21 protein-coding genes are annotated in these 21999 nt (G+C 70.6%); 14 read left to right on the top strand and 7 right to left on the bottom strand.

The window, feature by feature from the left end; translation table 11 throughout:
- Positions 1 to 249 precede the first annotated feature (249 nt).
- From PGN16_RS15075 to cobS, 5 genes are all read left to right on the top strand, one after another.
- The gene (locus PGN16_RS15075) at positions 250 to 660 is read left to right on the top strand and encodes a DUF1636 domain-containing protein (RefSeq protein ID WP_335310183.1); all 411 of its coding nucleotides are present in this window, start codon (positions 250 to 252) and stop codon (positions 658 to 660) included.
- A complete protein-coding gene (gene cobT, locus PGN16_RS15070; protein ID WP_443019648.1) occupies positions 660 to 1667 on the top strand; it encodes a nicotinate-nucleotide--dimethylbenzimidazole phosphoribosyltransferase in 1008 nt (335 codons plus the stop codon). Before PGN16_RS15075 ends, cobT begins: the two co-directional genes overlap by 1 nt.
- The gene (locus tag PGN16_RS15065; protein ID WP_335310182.1) at positions 1664 to 2212 is read left to right on the top strand and encodes a histidine phosphatase family protein; all 549 of its coding nucleotides are present in this window, start codon (positions 1664 to 1666) and stop codon (positions 2210 to 2212) included. Before cobT ends, PGN16_RS15065 begins: the two co-directional genes overlap by 4 nt.
- 146 nt (positions 2213 to 2358) lie before the next feature.
- On the top strand, positions 2359 to 2682 hold the full coding sequence (locus tag PGN16_RS15060; protein WP_335310181.1) for a hypothetical protein: 324 nt from the start codon (positions 2359 to 2361) through the stop codon (positions 2680 to 2682).
- Positions 2683 to 2915: 233 nt separating this feature from the next.
- Positions 2916 to 3614: an adenosylcobinamide-GDP ribazoletransferase gene (gene cobS, locus PGN16_RS15055; protein ID WP_335310180.1), complete on the top strand. Its 699-nt coding sequence runs from the start codon at positions 2916 to 2918 to the stop codon at positions 3612 to 3614.
- Here cobS and PGN16_RS15050 read toward each other — a convergent pair.
- The 3 genes from PGN16_RS15050 to PGN16_RS15040 are packed head-to-tail and all read right to left on the bottom strand — an operon-like array spanning position 3600 to position 6947.
- Positions 3600 to 5054: a cobyric acid synthase gene (locus PGN16_RS15050; protein ID WP_335310179.1), complete on the bottom strand. Its 1455-nt coding sequence runs from the start codon at positions 5052 to 5054 to the stop codon at positions 3600 to 3602. The genes cobS and PGN16_RS15050 overlap by 15 nt on opposite strands.
- Entirely contained in the window at positions 5042 to 5965 is a 924-nt protein-coding gene (cbiB, locus tag PGN16_RS15045; protein ID WP_335310178.1) for an adenosylcobinamide-phosphate synthase CbiB, read from the bottom strand. The genes PGN16_RS15050 and cbiB overlap by 13 nt, the downstream gene beginning before the upstream one ends.
- Positions 5958 to 6947 carry an aminotransferase class I/II-fold pyridoxal phosphate-dependent enzyme gene (locus tag PGN16_RS15040; RefSeq protein ID WP_335310177.1) on the bottom strand — a complete coding sequence of 330 codons (990 nt, stop codon included), beginning with the start codon at positions 6945 to 6947 and terminating at the stop codon, positions 5958 to 5960. The genes cbiB and PGN16_RS15040 overlap by 8 nt, the downstream gene beginning before the upstream one ends.
- Positions 6948 to 7010: 63 nt before the next feature.
- On the opposite strand from PGN16_RS15040, the gene cobU reads away from it, so the two are divergent.
- Positions 7011 to 7526, top strand: coding sequence for a bifunctional adenosylcobinamide kinase/adenosylcobinamide-phosphate guanylyltransferase (cobU, locus tag PGN16_RS15035; protein ID WP_335310176.1), 516 nt, complete (start codon positions 7011 to 7013; stop codon positions 7524 to 7526).
- 62 nt (positions 7527 to 7588) lie between these two features.
- Complete coding sequence (locus PGN16_RS15030) at positions 7589 to 8680, top strand: Gfo/Idh/MocA family protein (RefSeq protein ID WP_335310175.1); 1092 nt, start codon at positions 7589 to 7591, stop codon at positions 8678 to 8680.
- Between the two features lie 245 nt (positions 8681 to 8925).
- On the opposite strand, the gene PGN16_RS15025 is transcribed toward PGN16_RS15030, so the two are convergent.
- Positions 8926 to 9300: an STAS/SEC14 domain-containing protein gene (locus PGN16_RS15025; protein WP_335310174.1), complete on the bottom strand. Its 375-nt coding sequence runs from the start codon at positions 9298 to 9300 to the stop codon at positions 8926 to 8928.
- Between the two features lie 275 nt (positions 9301 to 9575).
- Between PGN16_RS15025 and purB the strand changes: the two genes are divergently transcribed.
- Together purB and mobA are read left to right on the top strand one after the other, a co-directional pair.
- Entirely contained in the window at positions 9576 to 10889 is a 1314-nt protein-coding gene (purB, locus tag PGN16_RS15020; protein ID WP_335310173.1) for an adenylosuccinate lyase, read from the top strand.
- 426 nt (positions 10890 to 11315) lie between these two features.
- The gene (gene mobA, locus PGN16_RS15015) at positions 11316 to 11849 is read left to right on the top strand and encodes a molybdenum cofactor guanylyltransferase (protein ID WP_335310172.1); all 534 of its coding nucleotides are present in this window, start codon (positions 11316 to 11318) and stop codon (positions 11847 to 11849) included.
- 268 nt (positions 11850 to 12117) lie between these two features.
- Here mobA and PGN16_RS15010 read toward each other — a convergent pair whose 3' ends face one another.
- Positions 12118 to 12774, bottom strand: a complete 657-nt coding sequence (locus PGN16_RS15010) for an arylesterase (RefSeq protein ID WP_335310354.1) — start codon at positions 12772 to 12774, stop codon at positions 12118 to 12120.
- A 35-nt stretch (positions 12775 to 12809) separates the two neighbouring features.
- On the opposite strand from PGN16_RS15010, the gene PGN16_RS15005 reads away from it, so the two are divergent.
- Entirely contained in the window at positions 12810 to 13466 is a 657-nt protein-coding gene (locus PGN16_RS15005) for an ABC transporter ATP-binding protein (protein ID WP_335310171.1), read from the top strand.
- On the top strand, positions 13463 to 15952 hold the full coding sequence (locus PGN16_RS15000) for an ABC transporter permease (protein ID WP_335310170.1): 2490 nt from the start codon (positions 13463 to 13465) through the stop codon (positions 15950 to 15952). Before PGN16_RS15005 ends, PGN16_RS15000 begins: the two co-directional genes overlap by 4 nt.
- 296 nt (positions 15953 to 16248) lie before the next feature.
- Here the strand turns inward: PGN16_RS15000 and PGN16_RS14995 are convergent, their stop codons facing one another.
- Positions 16249 to 16998, bottom strand: a complete 750-nt coding sequence (locus PGN16_RS14995; protein ID WP_443019647.1) for a FadR/GntR family transcriptional regulator — start codon at positions 16996 to 16998, stop codon at positions 16249 to 16251.
- A 217-nt stretch (positions 16999 to 17215) separates the two neighbouring features.
- On the opposite strand from PGN16_RS14995, the gene PGN16_RS14990 reads away from it, so the two are divergent.
- Genes PGN16_RS14990 through PGN16_RS14980 form a run of 3 tightly spaced genes read left to right on the top strand, consistent with a single transcriptional unit; the run spans position 17216 to position 21419 of the window.
- Positions 17216 to 18388, top strand: coding sequence for an HlyD family secretion protein (locus PGN16_RS14990; protein ID WP_335310168.1), 1173 nt, complete (start codon positions 17216 to 17218; stop codon positions 18386 to 18388).
- Positions 18389 to 18390: 2 nt separating this feature from the next.
- Entirely contained in the window at positions 18391 to 19974 is a 1584-nt protein-coding gene (locus PGN16_RS14985) for an MDR family MFS transporter (RefSeq protein WP_335310167.1), read from the top strand.
- Positions 19974 to 21419 (top strand): efflux transporter outer membrane subunit, encoded by a 1446-nt coding sequence (locus tag PGN16_RS14980; RefSeq protein ID WP_335310166.1) that lies wholly within the window; start codon positions 19974 to 19976, stop codon positions 21417 to 21419. Before PGN16_RS14985 ends, PGN16_RS14980 begins: the two co-directional genes overlap by 1 nt.
- Here the strand turns inward: PGN16_RS14980 and PGN16_RS14975 are convergent.
- Positions 21405 to 21980, bottom strand: coding sequence for a TetR/AcrR family transcriptional regulator (locus tag PGN16_RS14975; protein WP_335310165.1), 576 nt, complete (start codon positions 21978 to 21980; stop codon positions 21405 to 21407). The two genes, PGN16_RS14980 and PGN16_RS14975, sit on opposite strands and share 15 nt — an antisense overlap.
- Positions 21981 to 21999: the final 19 nt, after the last annotated feature.

Below are 21999 nucleotides of genomic sequence, written 5' to 3'. Positions count from 1 at the left end.
TCGCCCCGTGGTGAACAGACGGCCCCTTCCCCTCCGTCGCCCCGGACTTGATCCGGGGCCCCGCTTCTTCTTGGAGAGCGAGCGAAGAAGCGGGATCCCGGATCAAGTCCGGGATGACGGGGTGAATAGACGTCCGTCATTGCGAGCGGAGCGAAGCGATCCAGAGCCGGACCAGGACGCCCTGGATCGCTTCGCTCCGCTCGCAATGACGGCCCTCCACCGGAGCCACGCCACCCGAAGGCCGCTGCCATGACCCTCATTCCCGTCCCCGACGGCCCCGCCGTCGTCGCCTGCAACAGCTGCCGCCACTCCGCCACCACCCGCGACGGCGCGGACGGCCGCCGCGGCGGCGCGGCGCTCGCCGCCGCGCTCCGCTCGGTCCAGTCGCGCGATCCGATCCTAGAAAACATCGCCGTGCAGGAAATGCCCTGCCTCTTCGCCTGCGACCGGCATTGCACGATCCACCTGCGCGCGCCCGGCAAGATCGGCTATGTGCTCGGCGGCTTCACCCCCGACGAGAGTGCCGCGAACGCGATCATGACCTTCATGCGCCATTATGTCGAAAGCGCCACCGGACAGGTCCCCTATGCGCTCTGGCCCGACGGCGTGAAGGGCCATTTCATCGTCCGCGTGCCGCCCGCCGGTCAGGTGGTGGCATAATGCGCTTCGACAGCGTCGCCGCGTTCGATGCCGCGCTCGCGGAGCTTCCTGCGCCCGACGCGGCGGTGCGCGCGGCGGCGGCGGCGCGACAGGCGCGACTGACCAAGCCCGCCGGGTCGCTCGGCCGCCTCGAAGAGATCGCTTTGTTCATGGCGGCATGGCAGCGCGACTCCCGCCCGCGGCTCGACGACGGCCGCGTGGTGATCTTCGCGGGCAACCACGGCGTCGCCGCGCGAGGGGTCAGCGCCTTTCCCCCTGCCGTGACCACACAGATGGTCGCCAACTTTCGCGAGGGCGGCGCGGCGATCAACGCGCTCGCCGCCGCCGCCGGCCTGTCGCTGACCGTCGTGCCGCTCGCGCTCGACCAGCCGACCGGCGACATCACGCAGATGCCCGCGATGAGCGAGGCCGAATGCCTCGACGCGCTCGATGCCGGCGCGGCGGCGGTGCGACCGGGCACCGACCTGCTGATCCCCGGCGACATGGGGATCGGCAACACCACCCCCGCCGCCGCGCTGTGCGCCGCCAGCTTCGGCGGCACCGGCGCGGACTGGGTCGGCCCCGGCACCGGTGTCCACGGCGCGGCGCTCGCCGCCAAGGTCGCCGCGGTCGACGCCGCGCTCGCTCGTCATGCCGATGCGACCACCCCGTTCGAGCGCCTCCGCCGGCTGGGCGGGCGCGAGATCGCGGCGATCGCGGGCGCGATACTTGCCGCGCGCCACGCGCGGATCCCGGTGCTGCTCGACGGCTTCATCGTCGGCGCCGCGCTCGCCCCGCTCGCCGCCGCGCGCCCGCGGATCGTCGACCATTGCCTTGCGGGACATGTCTCGGCCGAACCGGGTCATACCCGGCTGCTCGACCGGCTCGGGCTTGCGCCGCTGCTCCACCTCGACATGCGGCTGGGCGAGGCGAGCGGCGCGGCGGTCGCCGCCAGCCTCGTCCGCGCCGCGCTGGCCGCGCACGACCAGATGGCGACCTTCGATCAGGCGGGGGTGGCGGAGGCGTGAGCGCCGCGCGCACCGTCCACCTGCTGCGCCACGGCGCGACGGTGCAGCCGGGGCTGTTGCTCGGACACGTCGACGTCGCGGTGACGCCGCAAGGCATCGCCGATTGCGTCCGCGTCGCCGCCGGGGTGGCGTTCACGCAGGTGGTCAGCTCCGATCTGTCACGCGCCGCCGATTGCGCCGCCGCGCTCGGCGCGCCGGTCCGCCACGATGCGCGCTGGCGCGAACTCGATTTCGGCGCATGGGACGGGTGCGATCCGGCCACGCTCCCCGCCGACGCGCTGGCGGCCTTCTGGCGCGACCCCGATCGCCACCCGCCTCCGGAAGGTGAGCGCTGGTCGACGCTGGTCGCGCGCGTGACGGACGCGCTGGCGGACCTTCCCGACGCCACGCTGGTCGTCACCCACGGCGGCGCGATCCGCGCCGCGCTCGCCAGCGCCTGCGGGTTCGACGCGAGGCAGGTGTGGGCGTTCGACCTGCCCTGCGCCGCCTTGCTGACGCTGCGGCTGTGGCCCGACACCGCGCAAATCGTCCGGCTGACGACGTAACCGCCGACTCAAGTCGGTCCGGCTCACCGCTGCAGCCGGGGTCGCTGCGCTATCATTCCGGACACGCCCGATTCGCCTTCGCGAAGACGATCGTTGATCGGAAAACGGCTCTTGGCGTATCATATCTACGCCCCTGGAGAACGGCCATGCTGAGCGCGATGATAATGATGGCGGCAATGCACCCCTCCAGCCCGCCGGCCGAGCGCCCAGCCGCCTGTTCCAAATCGAGCCTCGCGAAGCAGCCGCCAGCGGACACGCTCCAGCGTCTTGATGATTTCAGAGCCAAGCTGACGGCGACCGATCGCCAACGCCTCGACCGGGCACTTCCCCGAAACGCCGATGGCGGCATTGCACAATGCGATGCGGCCGAGGGCAGCCGCGCGTCCTGCGAGGCAGCGGCCTATATGCCGGCCCTGCGTACCACAGGTCTGATGCCGAGGTTTCTCGCAACCATCTGTCCGAAGCCATAGCCCTCGCGTTCTTTCAGACGAAGGTCTGCCTGGCGGCGCGGACGTTTCCGTCGGGATCAAGAACGGCAACGGCCTCGCTTGCCCCTTCCCGCGCCGAAGCCAGGACTGCGATCGCTAATGCACTTGACAGCTTGCCTAAGGACGTCAAAAGCCGATTACAGATGTAGTCGCCGGCAACGCAGGCTAAGGCGTCGCCCGCCCGCAGCGCAAGTCAGCGCGACCGGACTGAACCCATGACCCGCCTCTGGCTCGCCTTCGCCTTCCTGACCCGCCTGCCCGTGCCGCGCACCACTGGCACGCCGCAGGATTTCGCGGCGGCGATCCGCTATTATCCGCTGGTCGGCGCGGTGATCGGCGCGGTGGTCGCGGGCGCGGCGTGGCTCGGCGCGCGGCACGATCCGTGGACCGGCGCGCTCGCCGGGCTGGTCATGTGGGTCGCGGTGACCGGCGCGCTCCATCTCGACGGGCTCGGCGATGTCGCGGACGGCGTCGGTGCCGCGCACGGCGACCGCACGCGGTTGCTCGCGGTGATGCGCGATCCGCATGTCGGCAGCTTCGCGGTCGTCGCGATCGCGCTTCAGCTCCTCGCCAAGCTCGTCCTGCTCCACGCGCTGGCCGGCGATTGGCGGGTGGCGCTCATCCCCGTCGTCGCACGGATCGCCCCCCTTGGATGGGCGCGCTGGCTGCCCCCGCTCGGCAGCGGCCTCGGCGCGCAGGTGGCGAGTGCGGTCCGCGCGCGCGACCTGGGCGGCTGGCTCGCGCTGCTCGCGCTGGCGGTGATCGCTGCCCCGCCGCTGCTCGCGGCACCGTTGATCGTCGCGGCCTATGGCGTGTGGTGCCGCCACCGGCTCGGTGGGGTCAACGGCGATGCGCACGGCGCGGGGATCGAACTCGTCGAAAGCGCGCTGCTCGCCGCGCTACTCTGCGGCTGACCCGCGCGCGACCGCCAGCAGCGCGTCCAGATCCAGGTGCCGCTCCAACGCGTCTGCGATCGCGTCCAGCGCGGCATCGACCGAGGCGGCATGATCCGGCCCGGCCCCCGCCGCCGCCAACCACGCGCGCCGCTGCGCCGCCAGCCCGAACAGCCCGTGGACATAGGTGCCCGCGACCAGTCCGTCGGCGCTCGTTGCGCCATCGCGCCGCCCGTCGTCATAGTGCGCCACCGGCCGCACCGTATCGGGGCCGGTCGTCGCACCGAGGTGCATCTCATACCCCTCGAACGCCGCCCCGCGCGCCACCCCGCGCACCTCGCGCAGCATCTTGTCGCCACCAAGCACGGTATCGACCGCCAGCAATCCCAGCCCCGCCACGCTCCCCGCCGGCCCCTCCAGCCCCAGCGGATCGGCGACCGTCCGCCCCAGCATCTGATACCCGCCGCACAGCCCCAGCACCGCCCCGCCCCGGCGCCGATGCGCGATCAGGTCGATGTCCCAGCCCTGTTCGCGCACGAAGGCGAGGTCGGCGATCGTCGCCTTCGATCCGGGCAGCACCACCAGCGCCGCCTCCGCAGGTAACGGAGCGCCCGGCGGAATCATCGCCACCTCGATCGCGGGATCGAGCCGCAGCGGATCGAGGTCGTCGAAATTGGCGATGTGCCGCGTCACCGGACACGCCACCAGCACCCGCCCGCCCGGCCGCGTGCGCGGTCGCTCCAGCACCACCGCATCCTCGCTCGGCAGCCGTGCCGCCTCCGCCAGCCACGGCACGACGCCGAAGCCGCGCCACCCGCTGCGCTGTTCGATCGCGCGATAACCGTCGTCGAACAGCGCCGGATCGCCGCGGAAGCGATTGATGATGAACCCGCGCACCATCGCCGCATCCTCGGCGTCGAGCACCGCGCGCGTCCCGACCAGCGAGGCGATCACCCCACCGCGATCGATATCGCCGACCAGCACCACCGGCACCCCGGCGGCGCGCGCAAAGCCCATGTTCGCGATATCTCCGGCGCGCAGGTTGATCTCGGCCGGCGATCCCGCCCCCTCGATCAGCACCAGATCGGCCTGCCGTTCCAGCGCGCTGAAGCTCTCCAGCACCTCGCCCAGCAACCCCTCCCGCCCCTCGCGCCACCGCGCCGCCGCCAGCGTGCCGCGCATCCGCCCGCGCACGATCAGTTGCGAGGTCCGGTCGCCCTGCGGCTTGAGCAGCACCGGGTTCATGTCGACATGCGGCGCGACCCGCGCGGCGATCGCCTGCGTCGCCTGCGCGCGCCCGATCTCGCCGCCCTCCGCGGTAACGGCCGCATTGGTGGACATATTCTGTGGTTTGAACGGGCGCACCGTCAGCCCGCGATTGGCATAGGCGCGGCACAGCCCTGCGACCAGCACCGACTTGCCGACATCGGAGCCGGTCCCCTGCAGCATCAGCTTGCCCATGCCGCTATCCCCGCCAGAACCCACAACAATGCGCACGCGCGGCCGTAGACCGCCAACGCCCGCCGCACATCATCCGCGCTCGCCGTCAGCCGCCCGTCGCCGATCCACGGCTTGTCCGCGACCACGCCGTCATAGGCGATTGGCCCTGCGAGCCGCAGCCGGAGCACCCCCGCCATCGCCGCTTCGGTCCAGCCCGCGTTGGGCGAGGCATGGTTGCGCGCATCGCGCCACATCACCCGCCAGCCCCCGCCGCCGGCCACGCAGATCAGCACCGCCCCGACGCGCGCCGGGATCCAGTTGGCGAGGTCGTCCAAGCGCGCCGCCGCCCAGCCGAAGTCGCGCCAGCGGTCCTCGCGATGCCCGATCAGGCTGTCGGCGGTATTGATTGCCTTATACGCCCACAATCCGGGTAAGCCCCCGACCAGCAACCAGAACAGCGGCGCGGCGATGCCGTCGCAAAAGCTCTCCGCGAGACTTTCGATCGCCGCGCGCGCGACCCCCGCGTCATCCAGCGCCGCGGTGTCGCGCCCGACAATCATCGCCACCGCGCGCCGCGCCGTGGGTAGATCGCCGCGCGCGAGCGCCGTCGCGACCGGCCGGACATGCTCGTAGAGGCTCCGCTGCGCCAGCCCCGGCCACGCCAGCAGCGCCACCCCGCCCCAGCCGAGCCCAAGCCCCCGCACCCCGCGTTCGGCAAGCATTGCGACGAGCGCGGTCGAGGCCACCACGATCGCGATGGTCACGATGCCGAGTAGCCGACGCGGCAACCCCGGCCGGTTCCAGCGGCTCTCCAGGACGCCGATTACCCGCGCGATCCCGCCGACCGGGTGCCCGATCCGCGCGTAGAGCCACGCCGGCCATCCGACCGCGACGTCGATCGCCAGCGCCGCCAGCGCGACCGGCTCAGCCATTGTCAGCCAAAGCGGCTTGCAACCGGTCGATCTCGGCACCCGGCAGGCCGAACCGCAGCCGGTCCGGCCGCTCCTCGAATGGTCGCGTCAGGATACCGGCGGCGGCGAGCCGCTCGAACATCGCACCCGCGCCTTCGCCCTCGACCAGCCGGAACAGCGGACACGCTCCCCGCGCGATCATCCCTTTTCCGGCGAGCAGGGCATCGAGCTTCACCGCCTCCGCCACCAGCCGCAACCGCATCCGCTCCGCCCATGCGACGTCGCGATACGCCGCCGCGCCATAGGCCAGCGCGGTTGCCGACACCGGCCAGTCACCCAGCAGCGCCGCGACCCGCGCCACTACCGATCGCGAGCCGCCCACGAATCCGAGCCGCACTCCGGCCAGCCCATAGAACTTCCCGAACGACCGCAGCACCACGACCGGATCGTCCGCGCGCAGCAGCGGCAGCACGCTCGTCCCCGCCACCGCATCCGCAAATGCCTCGTCGACGATCAGCATCCCGCCCCGCGCACCCAGCGTCCGCGCCACCGACAGCAACACGTCGGGCGCGATCAGCCGCCCGTCGGGGTTGTTCGGGTTGGCGAGCAACACCGTTCCGCCGCCCGCGGCAACCTCGCCGATCCGCTCCGCCGCAATCACCTCCGCCCCCGGCAAGGCGTCGCGATGCGTGCGATAGCAGGGCGTTACCACATGCCACGGCCGCGGCAGATCGAGCGTCGCCAGCATCCGCAGCGCCAACTCGCTCCCAGGCACCGCCGCCAGCGCCCCAGCAAAGCCGAACGCCGCCTTCGCCGCCGCCAGCAACCCCGCCAGCGCTTCCCCGGAGGGCAGCCGGTGCTGATCGACCGCCAGCCCGGCTGGCGGTGTCCACGCATAGGGATTGATCCCGGTCGACAGGTCCAGCCACGGGCGCGGCGCATCGGGATACAGCCGGGCCGCGGCCTCGATACGGCCGCCATGAAAGGTCAGATCGCGCGACATAAACCTCGAATTGCGGCAAGGCCGGCTCCATCGGCAATCGCGTATCGACAGGCAAGGACCAAGATGACCGACGATCCCTGGCAGATTCGGCTGGTGCTGGGCGGCGCGCGCTCAGGCAAGAGCCGCCATGCGCAGGCGTTGGTCGAGGCGTGCGCCGCGCCGTGGCGCTTCGTCGCTACCGCACAGGCGTTCGATGCCGAGATGGCGGAGCGGATCGCCCAACACCGCGCCGACCGAAGCGACGCGTGGCAGACGATCGAGGCACCGCTCGCGCTGCCCGAGACGATCGCGGCGGTCGCGGACGGCGTGCTGCTGGTCGATTGCCTTACGCTCTGGACCTCGAACCTGCTGCTCGCCGAGGCCGATATCGAGGCCGCGACCGACGCACTGGTCGCCGCGCTGACGGGATCGGCGGCACGGATCGTGCTGGTGTCGAATGAAGTCGGCTGGGGGATCGTCCCCGACAACGCGCTCGCGCGGCGCTTCCGCGATGTGGCGGGCCGGGTCAACCAGCGCGTCGCCGCCGCCGCCGATCGCGTCGACCTGCTGGTGGCGGGCTTACCTATGTCATTGAAATAGACCGCGTTGACAATGCGGCTCCCGCCCCGCAGCCTGACGGGCGAAAAGACAGGGAGGTGAGGATGGAGATCGGACGCCGCACGCTTATCGCGGCCGCGCCGTTGCTGGCCGCGGGTGGCGCCTGCGCGCAGTCGTCGCAGCGCAAGCTCGGCTATGCGATCGTCGGGCTCGGCGGCTACGGCCTCGGGCGAATCATTCCCGAGTTCAAGAATTGCGCGCACAGCCGGCTGGCGGCAGTGGTCAGCGGCGACCCGGCGAAGGCGAAGAAGGTCGCCGCAGAATATGGCCTGTCGGACAAGGCGATCTATTCCTACGCCAATTTCGACAGCATCCGCGACAATCCGGACGTTGACATCGTCTATGTCTGCCTGCCCAATTCGATGCACGCCGAGTACACGATCCGCGCTGCCAAGGCCGGCAAGCATGTGATGTGCGAGAAGCCGATGGCGGTGTCGGTCGCCGAATGCGAGGCGATGATCGCGGCGTGCAAGGCCGCCAACCGCAAGCTGATGATCGGCTATCGCTGTCATTTCGAGGCGACGAACATCGCCGCGATGCGGCTCGCCAAGCAGCCCGACACCGGCAAGATCCGTTACGTCCGCTCCGAACACGGCTTCACCGCCGGCAATCCGGATGCGTGGCGGTTGAAAAAGGCGTTAGCGGGCGGCGGCTCGCTGATGGACATGGGGGTCTACAGCCTGCAAGCCGCGCGCTACATGACCGGCGAGGAGCCGATCGCGGTCACCGCGCGCGAGTCGACCGACCGCAACGACCCGCGCTTCCGCGAGGTCGAGGACATGATCGAGTGGACGCTCGAATTCCCCTCCGGCGCGATCGCGGGCTGCCAGTCGATGTATTCGGCCAACCAGAACCACATCCTGCTGATGGGCAGCAAGGGCCGCGTCGAGCTGGAACCCGCCACCCGCTACGACGGCAACCATCTATGGACCGGCCGCGACGGACGCGAACAGGAAGTCACGCCCCCGCCCGGACCCGGCAAGACGCAGTTCGCCGGGCAGCTCGACCATCTGTCGCAATGCGTGATCGACGGACGCGAACCGATCGTGTCGGGCGAAGAGGGCCTGCGCGACATGCGGATCGTCGAAGCGATCTACCGCTCCGCACGCGAGGGCAGGACGATCCGGTTGGTTTAATCCCGACCGACCTGGATCCGGCACCTCTCCGCTTCCGTCATCCCGGACTTGATCCGGGATCCCGCTTCTTCTTCCTTCTGACGGCAAGAAGAAGCGGGGCCCCGGATCAAGGCTCTCCTGAGCTTGTCCAAGGGTCCGGGGCGACGAACAGGATGGGTGACCGGGTTGAAAACAACGCCGACTCGTCGCGAGCGTAGCGAAGCAATCCGGGGCCGGGCGCGCGACGCTCGAACGGGAGGCAGGCTTCAGGCGGCCGCGGGGTCCATCAGCCACGCACGCGCCGCCTGCGCATCGTCGAACAGCGTCATATATGGCTGCTTCATCACGCGACGCACCTGCGCGCGCAGCACCGGGGAGACCGCCACCATCGCGATGCGGCTCGCCCTCGGAAACGGCCGCATGTGCTCCGCCAGCGCCGCCAGCGTCTCCTGCATCTGCGCGCCGCACGCGCTCATGTCGATCATCAGGCGGTGACCGGGCCGGACGCGTTCGTCCAGAAAGCGGCGCATCAACTCGTGCTTGTAGGCCAAAACGTCGGCGGGGGTGAACGTCCGGTGCCAGCGGATCTCCAGCAGGTCCGCCGTGGGATCGAATTGCAACGAATACATGGTCGCGGCCATGGCAGGTGCAGGTTTCCAGTCGATGAAGACGCCGCCCGTGTCGATCCGACCGTGCCGTGCACGCTCGCCGCACAGATCGAGGCGCGCGCCGGCACCGCCGGCCGGTGGAGGAAGCGCCGACCGCGACCACCGCCACGCTGTCCGGCCTGCCGGCGTACACCAGGCTGGCAGGACTGCCTCGCTCCGCTCGCACCGACGCCCCACCCGAATTTGCCCGTCCGCGCCCACGCTGCTAACCGCGCGCCGACTCCCTTATTCCTTGAAGGACCGCGCGCATGATCCCCCGCTACTCCCGCCCCGACATGGCTGCGATCTGGGAGCCGGAGGCGCGCTATCGCATCTGGTTCGAGATCGAGGCGCACGCCACCGACGCGCTGGCCGAACTGGGCGTGGTCCCGAAGAGCGCCGCCGAGGCACTGTGGAAATGGTGGGCGACCAACCCGCGGATCGACGTCGCCGCGATCGACGCGATCGAAGCGGTGACCAAGCATGACGTCATCGCCTTCCTGACCTGGGTCGCGGAGCAGGTCGGCGACGAGGCGCGCTTCATGCACCAGGGGATGACCTCGTCGGACGTGCTCGACACCACCCTGTCGGTGCAGCTCGCGCGCGCCTCGGACATCCTGCTCGCCGACATCGACCGGCTGCTTGAGGTGCTGGAGCGCCGCGCCAAGGAGCACAAGCTGACCCCGACGATCGGGCGCAGCCACGGCATCCATGCCGAGCCGGTCACCTTCGGGCTCAAGCTGGCGCAGGCGCATGCCGAATTCCGCCGCAATCGCGCCCGGCTCGCGATGGCGCGCGAGGACATCGCCACCGCCGCGATCTCGGGCGCGGTCGGCACCTTCGCCAACGTCGACCCGCGCGTCGAGGCGCATGTCGCCGCCAAGCTCGGGCTGGCGATCGAGCCCGTCTCGACGCAGGTCATCCCGCGCGACCGGCACGCCATGTATTTCGCGACGCTGGGCGTGATCGCCAGCTCGATCGAGCGCCTCGCCACCGAAGTCCGTCATCTTCAGCGCACCGAGGTGCTCGAAGCCGAGGAATATTTCTCCCCGGGGCAGAAGGGTTCGTCGGCGATGCCGCACAAGCGCAACCCGGTGCTGACCGAAAACCTCACCGGCCTGGCCCGGATGGTGCGCGGTTACGTCACGCCGGCCCTCGAGAACGTCGCCTTGTGGCACGAACGCGACATTTCGCACTCCTCGGTGGAGCGCTACATCGGCCCGGACGCGACGATCACGCTCGATTTCGCGCTCGCGCGGCTCACCGGGGTGGTCGACAAATTGCTCGTCTATCCCGAGCGAATGCAGAAGAACCTCGACCGGATGGGCGGGTTGGTCCATTCGCAGCGCGTGCTGCTCGCGCTGACGCAGGCCGGCGTCAGCCGCGAGGACGCCTATCGCCTCGTCCAGCGTAACGCGATGAAAGTGTGGGAGTCGGACGGCCAATTGTCGTTGCAGGAGCTGCTCAAGGCCGACCCCGAAGTCACCGCCGCGCTGTCGACCGCCGAGATCGACGAGAAGTTCGACCTCGGCTATCACTACCGCCATGTCGACACGATCTTCGACCGCGTGTTCGGCGGCTGACGCTGATCGTCATCCCGAACTTGATCCGGGAACCCGCTTTTCTCACCGACACGATGAAGAAGCGCGGCCCCGGATCAAGGCTCTCCTGAGCTTGTCGAAGGGTCCGCGGGCGACGGAGCAGGGATCAGCACCGAACCGGCCAACCGATGTGACGGTTAACTTTCAATCACTTCCAACGATGCAATTTGTGCAAGTGCGAATGCGTTGTTCGATTATTGCGCGAGTGAGCAATAAACTCCATTTGCCCGTTCGCCGGTATGACCCGGCAAACGGAGACCAACCCCATGCGTATGTTCGAAACCGCGGCCAGCACCGTGCTGGTTCTCGCGGCTCAGGCGCTGGTGGTCGGCGTCGTGTTCACCACGCTCTGACCCATCGGCATACCGCCCCTCTGACGGGGGGCGGATCGCCGCTTTTCTCCGCCTCATGAAAGTGCTGGGCGCCGTTCTCGCCGGTGGCCGCGCGACCCGGTTCGGCAGCGACAAGGCGCTGGCCGCCCTCGACGGACGCGCGCTGCTCGATCATGCGATCGCCAGCCTCACCCCGCATTGCGACACGGTCGTCGTCGTCGGCCGCACCGAGGCGCCGGTCACCTGCATTCCCGACCTGCCGCTCTCCGATTTGGGACCGCTCGGCGGTATCGCGGGGGCGCTCGCCTATGCGGCCGATCACGGCTTCGATGCGGTGCTCACCACCGCCTGCGACACGCCCTTCCTGCCTGATGAGATCATCGCCGCGCTCCGCACCGCCGCACCGGCTTATGCGGCGGAAGCGCCGACCGTCGGCCTATGGCCTGCCTCTCTCGCGGCGGCGCTGCTCGCGCACCTGCTCGCCGACAAGCCCCACGCGATCCGCTGCTGGGCGGAGACGATCGGGGCGGCGGCGGTCTTGCCGGCCGTGGTGCTCGCCAACATCAACACCCCGGACGATCTCACCAACCTATCGTCATCCCGGACTTGATCCGGGATCCCGCTTTTTCTTTCCACATGAAAGAAGTAGCGGGGCCCCGGATCAAGGCTCTCCTGAGCTTGTCGAAGGGTCCGGGGCGACGGAACGAGGTCGACGTACCTACTGATACCCGCCCTCTTCCTCGCGTTCCTCGGCGGCTTCTTCCTGCGCCTCTTCCATCGCCTGCGCCTGATCCTCGTCGTCGTGCGTCTCGGGGTCGGTCATCATGGTCGCATCTCCTTGCCCGCCACCAACCGACCGACCGCCCAAGCGATCCCCGCTATTTTAGCGCGCGCCGCACCGCCGGCACGATCCGCCGGACGATGATCGCGACCCCGCGCGGATCGGGGTGCAGCCCGTCCGCCTGGAACAGCGCCCGCCGCCCCGCCACGCCGTCGAGGAAGAACGGATACAGCGCCACGCGATGCTTCTTCGCCAGCGCCGGATACATGCCTTCGAACGCGCGCGCATAATCGCCGCCCATGTTCGGCGCGGCGCGCATCCCGGCGAGCAGCACCGGAATGTTCCGCGCGCGCAACTCGGTCAGGATGCGGTCGAGGTTCGCCTGCGCCTGCGCGACAGGCAGCCCGCGCAGCATGTCGTTCGCACCCAGCTCGACGATCACCAGATCGGGCCGCGCCTTCAGCCCGCGCAGCCCCCAGCGCAGCCGCGCGCGCCCCTGCGCCGCGGTGTCGCCCGCCACCCCGCCGTTGCGCACCGTCGCCGCCACGCCCTGCCGCCGCAACTCGGCCTGCAACTGCGCGGGAAAGCCCTGCGCCGGCGGCAGGCCATAGCCCGCCGTCAAACTGTCGCCGAACGCCCATATCAGCGGTGCGCGCGGGTCGGCCGCGGCCGGCGCGGCGAGCAACAGCAGCAGGATCGGATGGACAAGCCACCACCACCCTCCGTATCGACGTGTTCGTGACCGGCCTTCCATCCGCTTCAGATAGCGTACCAATCCGCGCGCGCAACGTGCGCCTCGCTCTCGGCAAGCCGCCCGCGCGCGTCGACATCCTCCACGGCATCGACCTGACGGTCGAGACCGGCGAGACCGTCGCGCTGCTCGGCGCGTCGGGATCGGGCAAGTCGTCGCTGATGGCGGTGCTCGCCGGGCTGGAGCGGCCCAGCGCGGGTGAGGTCGAGGTGGTCGGGCTCGACTTCACCGCGCTCGACGAGGATGCGCTGGCGGTCGCGCGACGCGGGCGGATCGGGATCGTGTTGCAGGCCTTCCACCTGCTCCCGACGATGACCGCGCTCGAAAATGTCGCGGTGCCTCTGGAGCTTGCCGGCGAACCCGACGCCTTCGACCGCGCGCGTGCCGAACTGGCGGCGGTCGGACTCGCGGCGCGCACCGGCCATTATCCCGCGCAGCTCTCCGGCGGCGAGCAACAGCGCGTCGCAATCGCGCGTGCCTTGGTCGGACGGCCCGCGCTGCTGTTCGCCGACGAGCCGACCGGCAATCTCGACACCACCACCGGCGCAGCGATCATGGACCTGCTGTTCGCGCGCGCTGCGAGCGGGGGAACGACGATGCTGGTCATCACCCACGACCCCGCGCTCGCGGCGCGCTGCGCGCGCGTCGTCGAGCTGGCCGACGGCCGCATCGTCACCGATACGCCGCGCGCGTGAGCATTGCTGCCACCCTCGCCTTCCGCGACCTGCGCCGCGGCGGACGCGGGTTGCTGTTGCTTGCGATGTGCCTGTTCCTCGGCACCGCCGCGCTGGCCGGGATCGGCAGCCTGTCCGCCGCGATGCTCGCCGCGCTCGATGCGCAGGGCCGCGCGATGCTGGGCGGCGATGTCGAGCTGGTCGTCTCGCAACGCCGCGCCACGCCGGCCGAGCTGGCCGCCTTCACCGCCGCCGGCCCGGTCGCGGAGGTCGTGTCGCTGCGGGCGATGGCGCACAAGGGCGAGCAGGACACATTGGTCGAGTTGCGCGGCGTCGACGATCGCTGGCCGCTGGTCGGGGGCTTCCGGCTCGCGCCCGGCGCGCTCGCCACGCGCCCGCATGGCGCGCAGGTCGCGATCGCGCCCGCGCTCGCCGACCGGCTCGGCGCGCGCGTCGGCGACACGATCCGGCTCGGCACGCAGCCGTTCCGGGTCATCGGGCTGATCGCGGAGGAACCCGACCGGCTCGGCGCGGGCTTCTCGCTAGGCAGCCCGGCGCTGGTCGACATGGCCGGGCTCGACGCGAGCGCGCTGCTCCAGCCCGGCAGCCTGTATCGCAGCGGCTATCGCATCGCGCTCCCCGATCCCGCCCGCGCCGAGGCGACCGGCAAGCGGCTTGCCGCGCGCTTTCCCGGCGCCGGCTGGACCCCGCGCACCACCGAGAACGCCGGGCGCGGGCTGCGCGGCGGGATCGCGACGCTCGGACAATTCCTGCTGCTCGTCGGGCTCGCCGCGCTTGCGATCGCCGGGGTCGGGGTCGGCAGCGGGGTGACCGCCTATCTCGCCGCGCGCACGAAGATGGTCGCGACGCTCAAGGTGCTCGGCGCACGCTCGACGCTGATCGCCCGGCTGTTCCTGATCGAGCTGGCGCTGGTCGGCGCGGCCGGGATGCTGCCCGGGCTGGCGCTCGGCGCGGCGGTGCCGTGGATCGTGGCGCGGGTCGCGGGCGAGGCGCTGCCGATCACGCCGCGGCTGGCGCTCTACCCGCTCCCGCTCGTCACCGCCGCCATGCTCGGCACGTTGGTGGCGTGGCTGTTCGCGCTCCCCGCGCTTGCGCAAGCACGCCGGGTCCCCGCCGCTACCTTGTTGCGCGACGCGCTGGCCGACACCGGCCGCCCGTCGTGGCGCGTGCTCGCGCCGATGGCCGCGTTGCTCGGGGCGTTGGTCGGGCTGGCGGTCTGGTCGGCGGCCGACCATGTGCTCGCCGCCGGCTTCGTCGCCGCGATCGCCGGGCTGGTGCTGCTGCTGTGGATCGTCGGGATCGCGCTGCGCCGCCTGCTCGCACGACTGCCCCGGCCGCGTGCGCCGCTGCCGCGACTGGCGCTCGCCAACCTCCACCGCCCCGGTGCCGCGACCGACCGGCTGGTCGTCGCGCTCGGGCTCGGCTTCTCGCTGTTCGTCGCGCTGACGGTCATCGACGCCAGCCTGTCCGCCGAACTCGCCGGCAGCGCCCCCGCACGCGCGCCCCGCTTCTTCGCCGCCGACGTCCCTGCCGAGGAAGCCGCCACCTTCCGCAGCGCCGTCCTGACCGCCGCCCCCAATGCGCGGATCGAGGCGGTGCCGTCGCTGCGCGGCGCGATCGTCGCGATCAAGGATGTCCCGACGACACGGCTCAAGACGCTCCCCGCCGACGCCTGGGTGCTGCGTGGCGACCGCACGCTGACCTGGTCGGCGACCGTCCCGCCGCGCAATCAGGTCGTCGCCGGCCGCTGGTGGCCCGCCGATTACCGCGGCCCGCCGCTCGTCTCGATCGAGGATCGTGCCGCGCAGGCGCTGAGCCTGAAGATCGGCGATACGATCACCGTTTCGGTGCTCGGCGTCGACGTGCCGGCGCGGATCGCGGCCTTGCGCAAGATCGACTGGAAGGGGCTCGGGCTCAACTTCGCGATCGTCTTCTCGCCCGGCTATATCGAGGAAGCGCCGCACAGCCTGCTCGCCAGCGTCTACGCCCCGCCCGCGCGCGACGGTGCGGTCGCGCGCAGCGTCGCGCGCGCGATGCCTGCGGTCACGCTGATCCGCACCGGCGACGTGATCGGGCAGGTATCGGCACTGCTCGGCCAGATCGCGACCGCGGTGCGCGTCGCCGCGGCGGCGACGGTGCTCGCCGGGCTCGCGGTGCTGATCGGCGCGGTCGCCGCGTCCGGGCGCGCGCGCCGCTACGATGCGGTCGTGCTCAAGCTCCTCGGCGGCAGCACAAGGCAGGTGCTGGCGGCGCAGGCGATCGAATATGCGCTGCTCGCCGCCTTGCTGTCGGCGGTGGCGCTGGTGGCGGGCGGCGCGGCGGGCTGGTACGTCGTGACGCACGTCTTCGACATGGCCTTCGCACCCGACGCGCTGCGCGTCGCGGCGACTTTGGGGCTGGCGAGCGCGGTGACGATCGGGATCGGCATCGCCGGCAGCATCCCGGCGCTGCGCGCGCGCCCGGCCCAGATGCTGCGGACGCTTTAGAACCGATCGACCTTCAGGCTTACAAGGCGTAGGGGAGAGGGGTTTTCACGCGGAGGCGCGGAGGGCGCAGAGATGTTGCGCGCGCCGCATCCGCAGCGATCCGGATCACAGAGTTGCGCGTGCCCCGCGCGGTACAACTCCGCGTCCTCCGCGCCTCCGCGTGATCCAACCCTGCTTCTGACGCCCAGCGCGCCAAAGTCGAATGTCGATCGGTCCCAGGTGCCTCCCGCAGTATCACCTTGCACCGTCGCCCCGGACTTGATCGAGGGCCCCGCTTCTTTGGCAACGGTCGTAGGTTAGCGGGACCCCGGATCAAGGCTCTCCTGAGCTTGTCGAAGGGTCCGGGGCGACGGCGATGGGGACGGCTCGATCAGCGTCAGCACGTTGACGATCAACCCGCGCATCGCCGCATGGGCGCCATCGGCATCCCCGGCGAGGATCGCGTCCCGCACGGCGGTGTGCTCGGCGATATTGGCGGTCCGACCCGCGATCTGGTTGGTGAAGCGGATCGAGGTGCGCAGCGCGGTGCTCACCATCTCGCGGAACTGAAGGAAGAACGGATTGTTCGACGCGCGGAGGACCGCGACGTGGAAGGCGATGTCGGAATCGAGCGGGTCGTCCTCGCCGCGCTCGGCGGCGACCATCCGCGCCAGCCCCGCCGAAATCGCCGCCTGCTGCGCCTCGCTTGCCCCGCGCGCCGCCAGCGCCGCCGCCTCCGGCTCGACGCCGGCGCGCAACTCGTTGAAGTGGCGCAGCAGATCGATCGACGCCTCACGCTCCAGCAGCCAGCGAAGCACGTCGGGGTCGAGCAGGTTCCACGCCTCCTCGGGCAGGACGAACGTCCCCTGCTTCGGTCGCGCGCCGAGCAGTCCCTTGGCCGCCAGCATCTTCACCGCCTCGCGGGTCACCGAGCGGCTGACGCCATGCTCGCGCACGATGTCCGCCTCATTGGGGAACGGCCGGTCGGCATAGTCGCCGACGACGATCGCGCGGCCCAGCGTTTCGTGAAGGCCATAGGTCAGGTTACGACCGAAAGCGTGCTGCACCGACGACATTCTCCCCTGCGCTGCGCGATGACGTCGCGGCACGGCGACAGCGTATCGCGCCAATCCGCTCCCGCCCAGCAGATAATCAGCTATTTGTCTCATAATAACATGTGCAATGCAGCATTCGCCCTTGCGGAAGACGCTTAAGCGGACATATTGTCCGGTTAAGTGAGGCCGGCGACGCCGCGGCGTGCCTGCGACTAGCGGAACGGAACAGATGGCAGAAGCGGCCGACCCTTCGAACGAACCCGATGCCGAGCGCGACGATGCGCTCGCATCGCAGCAGCAGCGCCGCAAGCTGAGCGGCCGCGCGAAGACGATCCTGATCGTCGTGGCGCTCGCCGTGCTGGCGACGGGTACGATCTGGTACCTGCGTTATCAGGCGACCGGGCAATATATGCAGGACACCAACGACGCGCAGGTGCGCGCCGACATGGTCGTCGTCGCGCCCCGCGTTCCCGGCTACGTCGCCGAAGTGTTCGTCACCGACAACCAGGACGTGCGCGCCGGCCAGCCCTTGGTCCGGATCGACCCGCGCAACTCGCAGGCGCAGGCCGCGCAGGCCGAGGCGCAGATCGCCGTCGCCGACGCGCAGGCCGACAGCGCCCGCGCGCAGGTCCGCGAACAATATGCCGCGATCGAACAGGCGCGCGCGCAGCTCGCCTCGGCGCGCGAAAAGGCCGCGCATGACGCCGCCGAGGTCGCGCGCTATCGCCCGCTCGCCGCCTCTGGGGCGGAGACCCGCCAGCAACTCGCGCAATTGCAGCTGACTGCGCAGCAATCCGCGCAGGCGGTGCGGGCGCAGGAGGCGGCGGTCGCGATGCAGCAGCGCCGCGTCGCCACCTTCGAGACGCAGATCAAGCAGGGCCTCGCCCAGGCGCAGGCCGCGCGCGCGCAGCAAAGCGCGGCGAGTGTGGACCTCAACGCCACGCTGATCCGCGCCGCGATTGACGGGCGCGTCGGCGACAAGACCGTCAACGTCGGCCAATATGCCGGCACCGGCACGCGGCTGATGTCGCTGGTGCCGCTCGACAAGCTCTACGTGACCGCCAATTTCAAGGAAACGCAGCTCGCGCTGATGCGGCCCGGCCAGCCGGCCGAGATCAAGGTCGACGCGCTCGACGGGATCACGCTGAAGGGCCGGGTCGCCAGCTTCTCGCCCGGCACCGGCGCACAATTCTCGTTGCTGCCACCGCAGAACGCAACCGGCAACTTCACCAAGATCACGCAGCGCGTGCCGGTGCGGATCGCGCTGGAGGCGACCCCGCAGACCCGCCGCCTGCTCGTCCCCGGCCTGTCGGTCGAGGTCACCGTCGACACGCGCTCGGCAAAGGACGAGATCGAGCGGCTGCGCGACGAACAACGCAAGGCCAACCGGCAGGAGCGCTGACGATGGCCAGCGCGGCTCCCGGCGCTTCGGGCGCGAAGCGCAGCGACCTGCCCGCGGGCGGGGCGGAGCGTGCCGATCTCGGCGCGTGGCTCGCGGTCGCGGCGGGCACGCTCGGCGCGTTCATGGCGACGCTCGACATCTCGATCGTCAACTCGGCGCTGCCGACCATCCAGGGCGAGATCGGCGCGAGCGGCACCGAGGGAACGTGGATCGCCACCGCCTATCTCGTCGCCGAAATCGTCATCATCCCGATGGCGGCGTGGCTGGAGCGGCTGCTGGGGCTGCGCACCTTCCTGCTCGTCGCCGCGATCCTGTTCACGATCTTCTCGGTGATCTGCGGCGCCGCCGATACGCTGCCGCAGATGATCGTCGGCCGGATCGGTCAGGGGTTCACCGGCGGCGCGATGATCCCGACCGCGCAGACGATCATCGCGCAGCGGCTGCCCCGGTCGCAGCAACCGATCGGCATCGCCGCCTTCGGGATGACCGCGATCATGGGGCCGGTGCTCGGGCCGCTGATCGGCGGCTGGCTGACCGAGAACATCAGCTGGCATTACGCCTTCTTCCTCAACGTGCCGATCTGCGGCATCCTCGTGCTGCTGCTACTGATCGGCTTGCGCCACGAACCGTCGCGGCTGCACCTGATCCGCGAGGCCGACTGGCTGGGGATCGCCGGGCTGGCGCTCGGGCTCGGCGGGCTGACGGTGTTCCTCGAAGAGGGGCAGCGCGAGCAATGGTTCTCGTCCGAGCTGATCCGCTGGATGTTCGCGGTGACATTGCTGGGGTTCGGGCTGTTGCTCGCCGGACAGGTGTTCTCGCGCCGGCCGGTCATCAAGCTGCGGCTGCTGCTCGATCGCCAGTTCGGCTCGGTGGCGGTCATGGGGCTGGTGCTCGGCGTCGTCCTCTACGGCACCTCCTACGCGATCCCGCAGTTCCTCGCCGCGATCGCCAATTACAATGCGCTGCAATCCGGCAAGGTCGTGCTGCTCGCCGGCATCCCCAGCCTGTTCATGATGGCGATCGTCCCGATCCTGCTGGTGCGCGTCGACATCCGGCTGGCGGTCGGCGCCGGGCTGCTCATCATGGGCGCATCGGCGCTGCTCGACGCAAATCTGACGATCGATTCGGTTGGCAGCGATTTCACCGAATCGCAGTTGCTGCGCGGTGTCGGGCAGATCCTCGCGATGCTGTTCCTCAGCCAGGCCGCGATCCGCTCGGTCCCGCCCGCCGAGGCCGGCGACGCCTCCGGGCTGTTCAGCGCGATGCGCAACCTCGGCGGCAGCTTTGCGCTGGCGGGGATCGCAATCCTGCAGGACCAGCGCTCGTGGTTCCACGCGCGGCGGATCGAGGAGTCCCTCAACGCCAATTCGGTGCGCGTGCAGGATTATATGGCCGCGACCGCCGGCTCGCTCGGCGGCCCGCAGACCGCGATCCGCGCGCTCGGCCAGCAGATCCAGGGGCAGGCGCTGGTCATGACCTACAACGACATCTTCTGGATCATGGGCATGGGCACGCTCGTCGTCCTCCCGCTCGTCTTCTTCCTCCGTCCGCTTCCCAAGGGCGCCGCGCCGGCGGCGATGCACTGATGCGCCACGCTCTTCCGCTCCTCACGCTTGCGCTGCTCGGCGCGTGCACCGTCGGCCCCGATTACAAGGGCCCACCCGCGGTCGCCTCCGACGTGGTGACGCGCGGCACGTTCGTCCGCGCCGCCGATCCGGCACTGACCCCCGCGCCGGGGCTGGCGCGCTGGTGGGAGACGCTCAACGACCCGACGCTCACCGCGCTGGTCGACGATGCGCTGGCGCACAGCCCGACGATCGACGCCGCGCAGGCGAACCTGCGCGCCGCGCAGGAGCAATATCGCCAGCAACGCGCCGCGCGCCTGCCCTCGGTCAGCGCGAGCGCGGTCTATCTCAACGCGCGGCTGCCCGGCACCAACCTCGGCGGCGGACAGCAGGGCGGCGGCGACAGCGACACCACGCTCGACTTCTACAATCTCGGCGCGATGGCGTCGTGGGAGCCCGATCTGTTCGGCGGCGGGCGCCGCACCCTCGAACAGCAGCGCGCCACCGAGGGGCAGCGCTTCGCGCAACTCGCCGACGCGCAGGTCACGCTGTCGGCACAGGTCGCACAGGCTTATGTCGCGCTCCGCGACGCGCAGGCCCGCGCCCGCCTCAACGCGCAATCGAGCGCGCTGCAACGCCGCCAGTTGACGCTGGTCGAGCAACGCTACGCCGCCGGCACCGCCTCGCAGCTTCAGGTCGAGCGACTGCGCAACCAGCTCAACAGCACCGATGCGCAAACCATGCCGCTCGCCGCGCAGATCGACGAGTACAAGGGACAGCTCGCGGTGCTCACCGGCCGCGCGCCCGGCGCGCTCGACGCGACGCTCGCCAGCGTCGTTCCGGTCCCGCTCCCGCCCGCACAGGTCCCGATCGGCGACCCCGCCGCGCTGCTCCAGCACCGCCCCGACATCCGCGCCGCCGAGCGCGCGCTGGCCGCGGGCAATGCACAGATCGGCGTCGCCACCGCGCGCAAATTCCCGTCGCTCAACCTGCTCGGCATCATCGGGCTCGGTGGCACCGGCGTCAGCGACGTGCTCGATCCGTCGAAGCTCGCGACGGTCGCCGCGCCAATGCTCAACTGGTCGTTCCTCGACTTCGGCCGCAACCGCGCCGCGGTCCGTCAGGCCGAGGCGCAACGCGACGCCGCCGACGCGCAATATCGCCAGAAGGTGCTGGAGGCGTTGCAGGATGCCGAAACCAGCCTGTCGCGCTTCGGCAATGCGCGCCAGCAACTCGCGCAATTGCTGCTCGCCGAACAATCCGCCACCCGCGCCGCGACGCTCAACGCGCAGCGCGTCGACGCCGGCACCAGCACGCTGGTCGATCAGCTCGACATCGAACGCCAGCGGCTCTCGGCGACGATCGGTGCCGAACAGGGCCGCGCACAGCTCACCAACAATTACATCGCGGTGCAGAAGAGCCTCGGGCTCGGCTGGACCGACCCGGCGGGGTCAGCGCGGCCGTAGCCCGGCCATCATCAGCGCCAGCGCTTCCTCCAGCAACGTCTGACGGCGTTCGACCGGCGCAGGGTTGATCAGCGCGCCGAGCATCCGCATCGCGATCGCCAGCTCGTGTGCGCCCATCGTCGGCGCCAGCGTCCCGTCGCGATGCCCGCGCTCCGCCAGCGGCACCAGCAACCGCTCCAGCCGCGCTTTCAGATCGTCGAACGCCTGACGATTCTCGCCGTTCAGCGGCATGTCGATCGCCAGCCGTGCGAACAGCGCGGTCGTCTCGCGCCCTTCTGTCACCAGCTTGGCGAGCGCGCGGTCGAGCGGCAGCGTCGCGTCGATCAACGGCGCCATGCGGTCGATCTCGCGCTCGAACACCGCCAGCGCCAACGCCATGCGATCCTTGAAATTGCGGTAGAAGGTGCCGCGTCCGACCCCCGCGGCATCGGCCACCTCTTCCAGCGGCACGAAATAGCCCGATCGCGCGAAACAGGCGCGCGCCGCCTCGATCAGCGCGCCGCGCCGCTCCATGGCGTCGCGTCGCATCGTGCGCGCACCGGCGTTCGTGTCCTCGATCATCGCCCGATCAAAGCGGTCA

This window comes from Sphingomonas phyllosphaerae, from assembly GCF_036946485.1.
Taxonomy (GTDB): Bacteria; Pseudomonadota; Alphaproteobacteria; order Sphingomonadales; family Sphingomonadaceae; genus Sphingomonas; species Sphingomonas phyllosphaerae_E.
This window is presented reverse-complemented; position numbering and strand designations above follow the sequence as displayed.

What these genes read in the sequence shown, in the direction of transcription:
- PGN16_RS15075 (WP_335310183.1), top strand. Translation starts at nt 250, where the DNA reads ATGACCCTCATTCCCGTCCCCGACGGCCCCGCCGTCGTCGCCTGCAAC.
- cobT (WP_443019648.1), top strand. Translation starts at nt 660, where the DNA reads ATGCGCTTCGACAGCGTCGCCGCGTTCGATGCCGCGCTCGCGGAGCTT.
- PGN16_RS15060 (WP_335310181.1), top strand. Translation starts at nt 2,359, where the DNA reads ATGCTGAGCGCGATGATAATGATGGCGGCAATGCACCCCTCCAGCCCG.
- cobS (WP_335310180.1), top strand. Translation starts at nt 2,916, where the DNA reads ATGACCCGCCTCTGGCTCGCCTTCGCCTTCCTGACCCGCCTGCCCGTG.
- PGN16_RS15050 (WP_335310179.1), bottom strand. Translation starts at nt 5,054, where the DNA reads ATGGGCAAGCTGATGCTGCAGGGGACCGGCTCCGATGTCGGCAAGTCG.
- cbiB (WP_335310178.1), bottom strand. Translation starts at nt 5,965, where the DNA reads ATGGCTGAGCCGGTCGCGCTGGCGGCGCTGGCGATCGACGTCGCGGTC.
- PGN16_RS15040 (WP_335310177.1), bottom strand. Translation starts at nt 6,947, where the DNA reads ATGTCGCGCGATCTGACCTTTCATGGCGGCCGTATCGAGGCCGCGGCC.
- cobU (WP_335310176.1), top strand. Translation starts at nt 7,011, where the DNA reads ATGACCGACGATCCCTGGCAGATTCGGCTGGTGCTGGGCGGCGCGCGC.
- PGN16_RS15030 (WP_335310175.1), top strand. Translation starts at nt 7,589, where the DNA reads ATGGAGATCGGACGCCGCACGCTTATCGCGGCCGCGCCGTTGCTGGCC.
- PGN16_RS15025 (WP_335310174.1), bottom strand. Translation starts at nt 9,300, where the DNA reads ATGGCCGCGACCATGTATTCGTTGCAATTCGATCCCACGGCGGACCTG.
- purB (WP_335310173.1), top strand. Translation starts at nt 9,576, where the DNA reads ATGATCCCCCGCTACTCCCGCCCCGACATGGCTGCGATCTGGGAGCCG.
- mobA (WP_335310172.1), top strand. Translation starts at nt 11,316, where the DNA reads ATGAAAGTGCTGGGCGCCGTTCTCGCCGGTGGCCGCGCGACCCGGTTC.
- PGN16_RS15010 (WP_335310354.1), bottom strand. Translation starts at nt 12,774, where the DNA reads ATGGAAGGCCGGTCACGAACACGTCGATACGGAGGGTGGTGGTGGCTT.
- PGN16_RS14990 (WP_335310168.1), top strand. Translation starts at nt 17,216, where the DNA reads ATGGCAGAAGCGGCCGACCCTTCGAACGAACCCGATGCCGAGCGCGAC.
- PGN16_RS14985 (WP_335310167.1), top strand. Translation starts at nt 18,391, where the DNA reads ATGGCCAGCGCGGCTCCCGGCGCTTCGGGCGCGAAGCGCAGCGACCTG.
- PGN16_RS14980 (WP_335310166.1), top strand. Translation starts at nt 19,974, where the DNA reads ATGCGCCACGCTCTTCCGCTCCTCACGCTTGCGCTGCTCGGCGCGTGC.
- PGN16_RS14975 (WP_335310165.1), bottom strand. Translation starts at nt 21,980, where the DNA reads ATGATCGAGGACACGAACGCCGGTGCGCGCACGATGCGACGCGACGCC.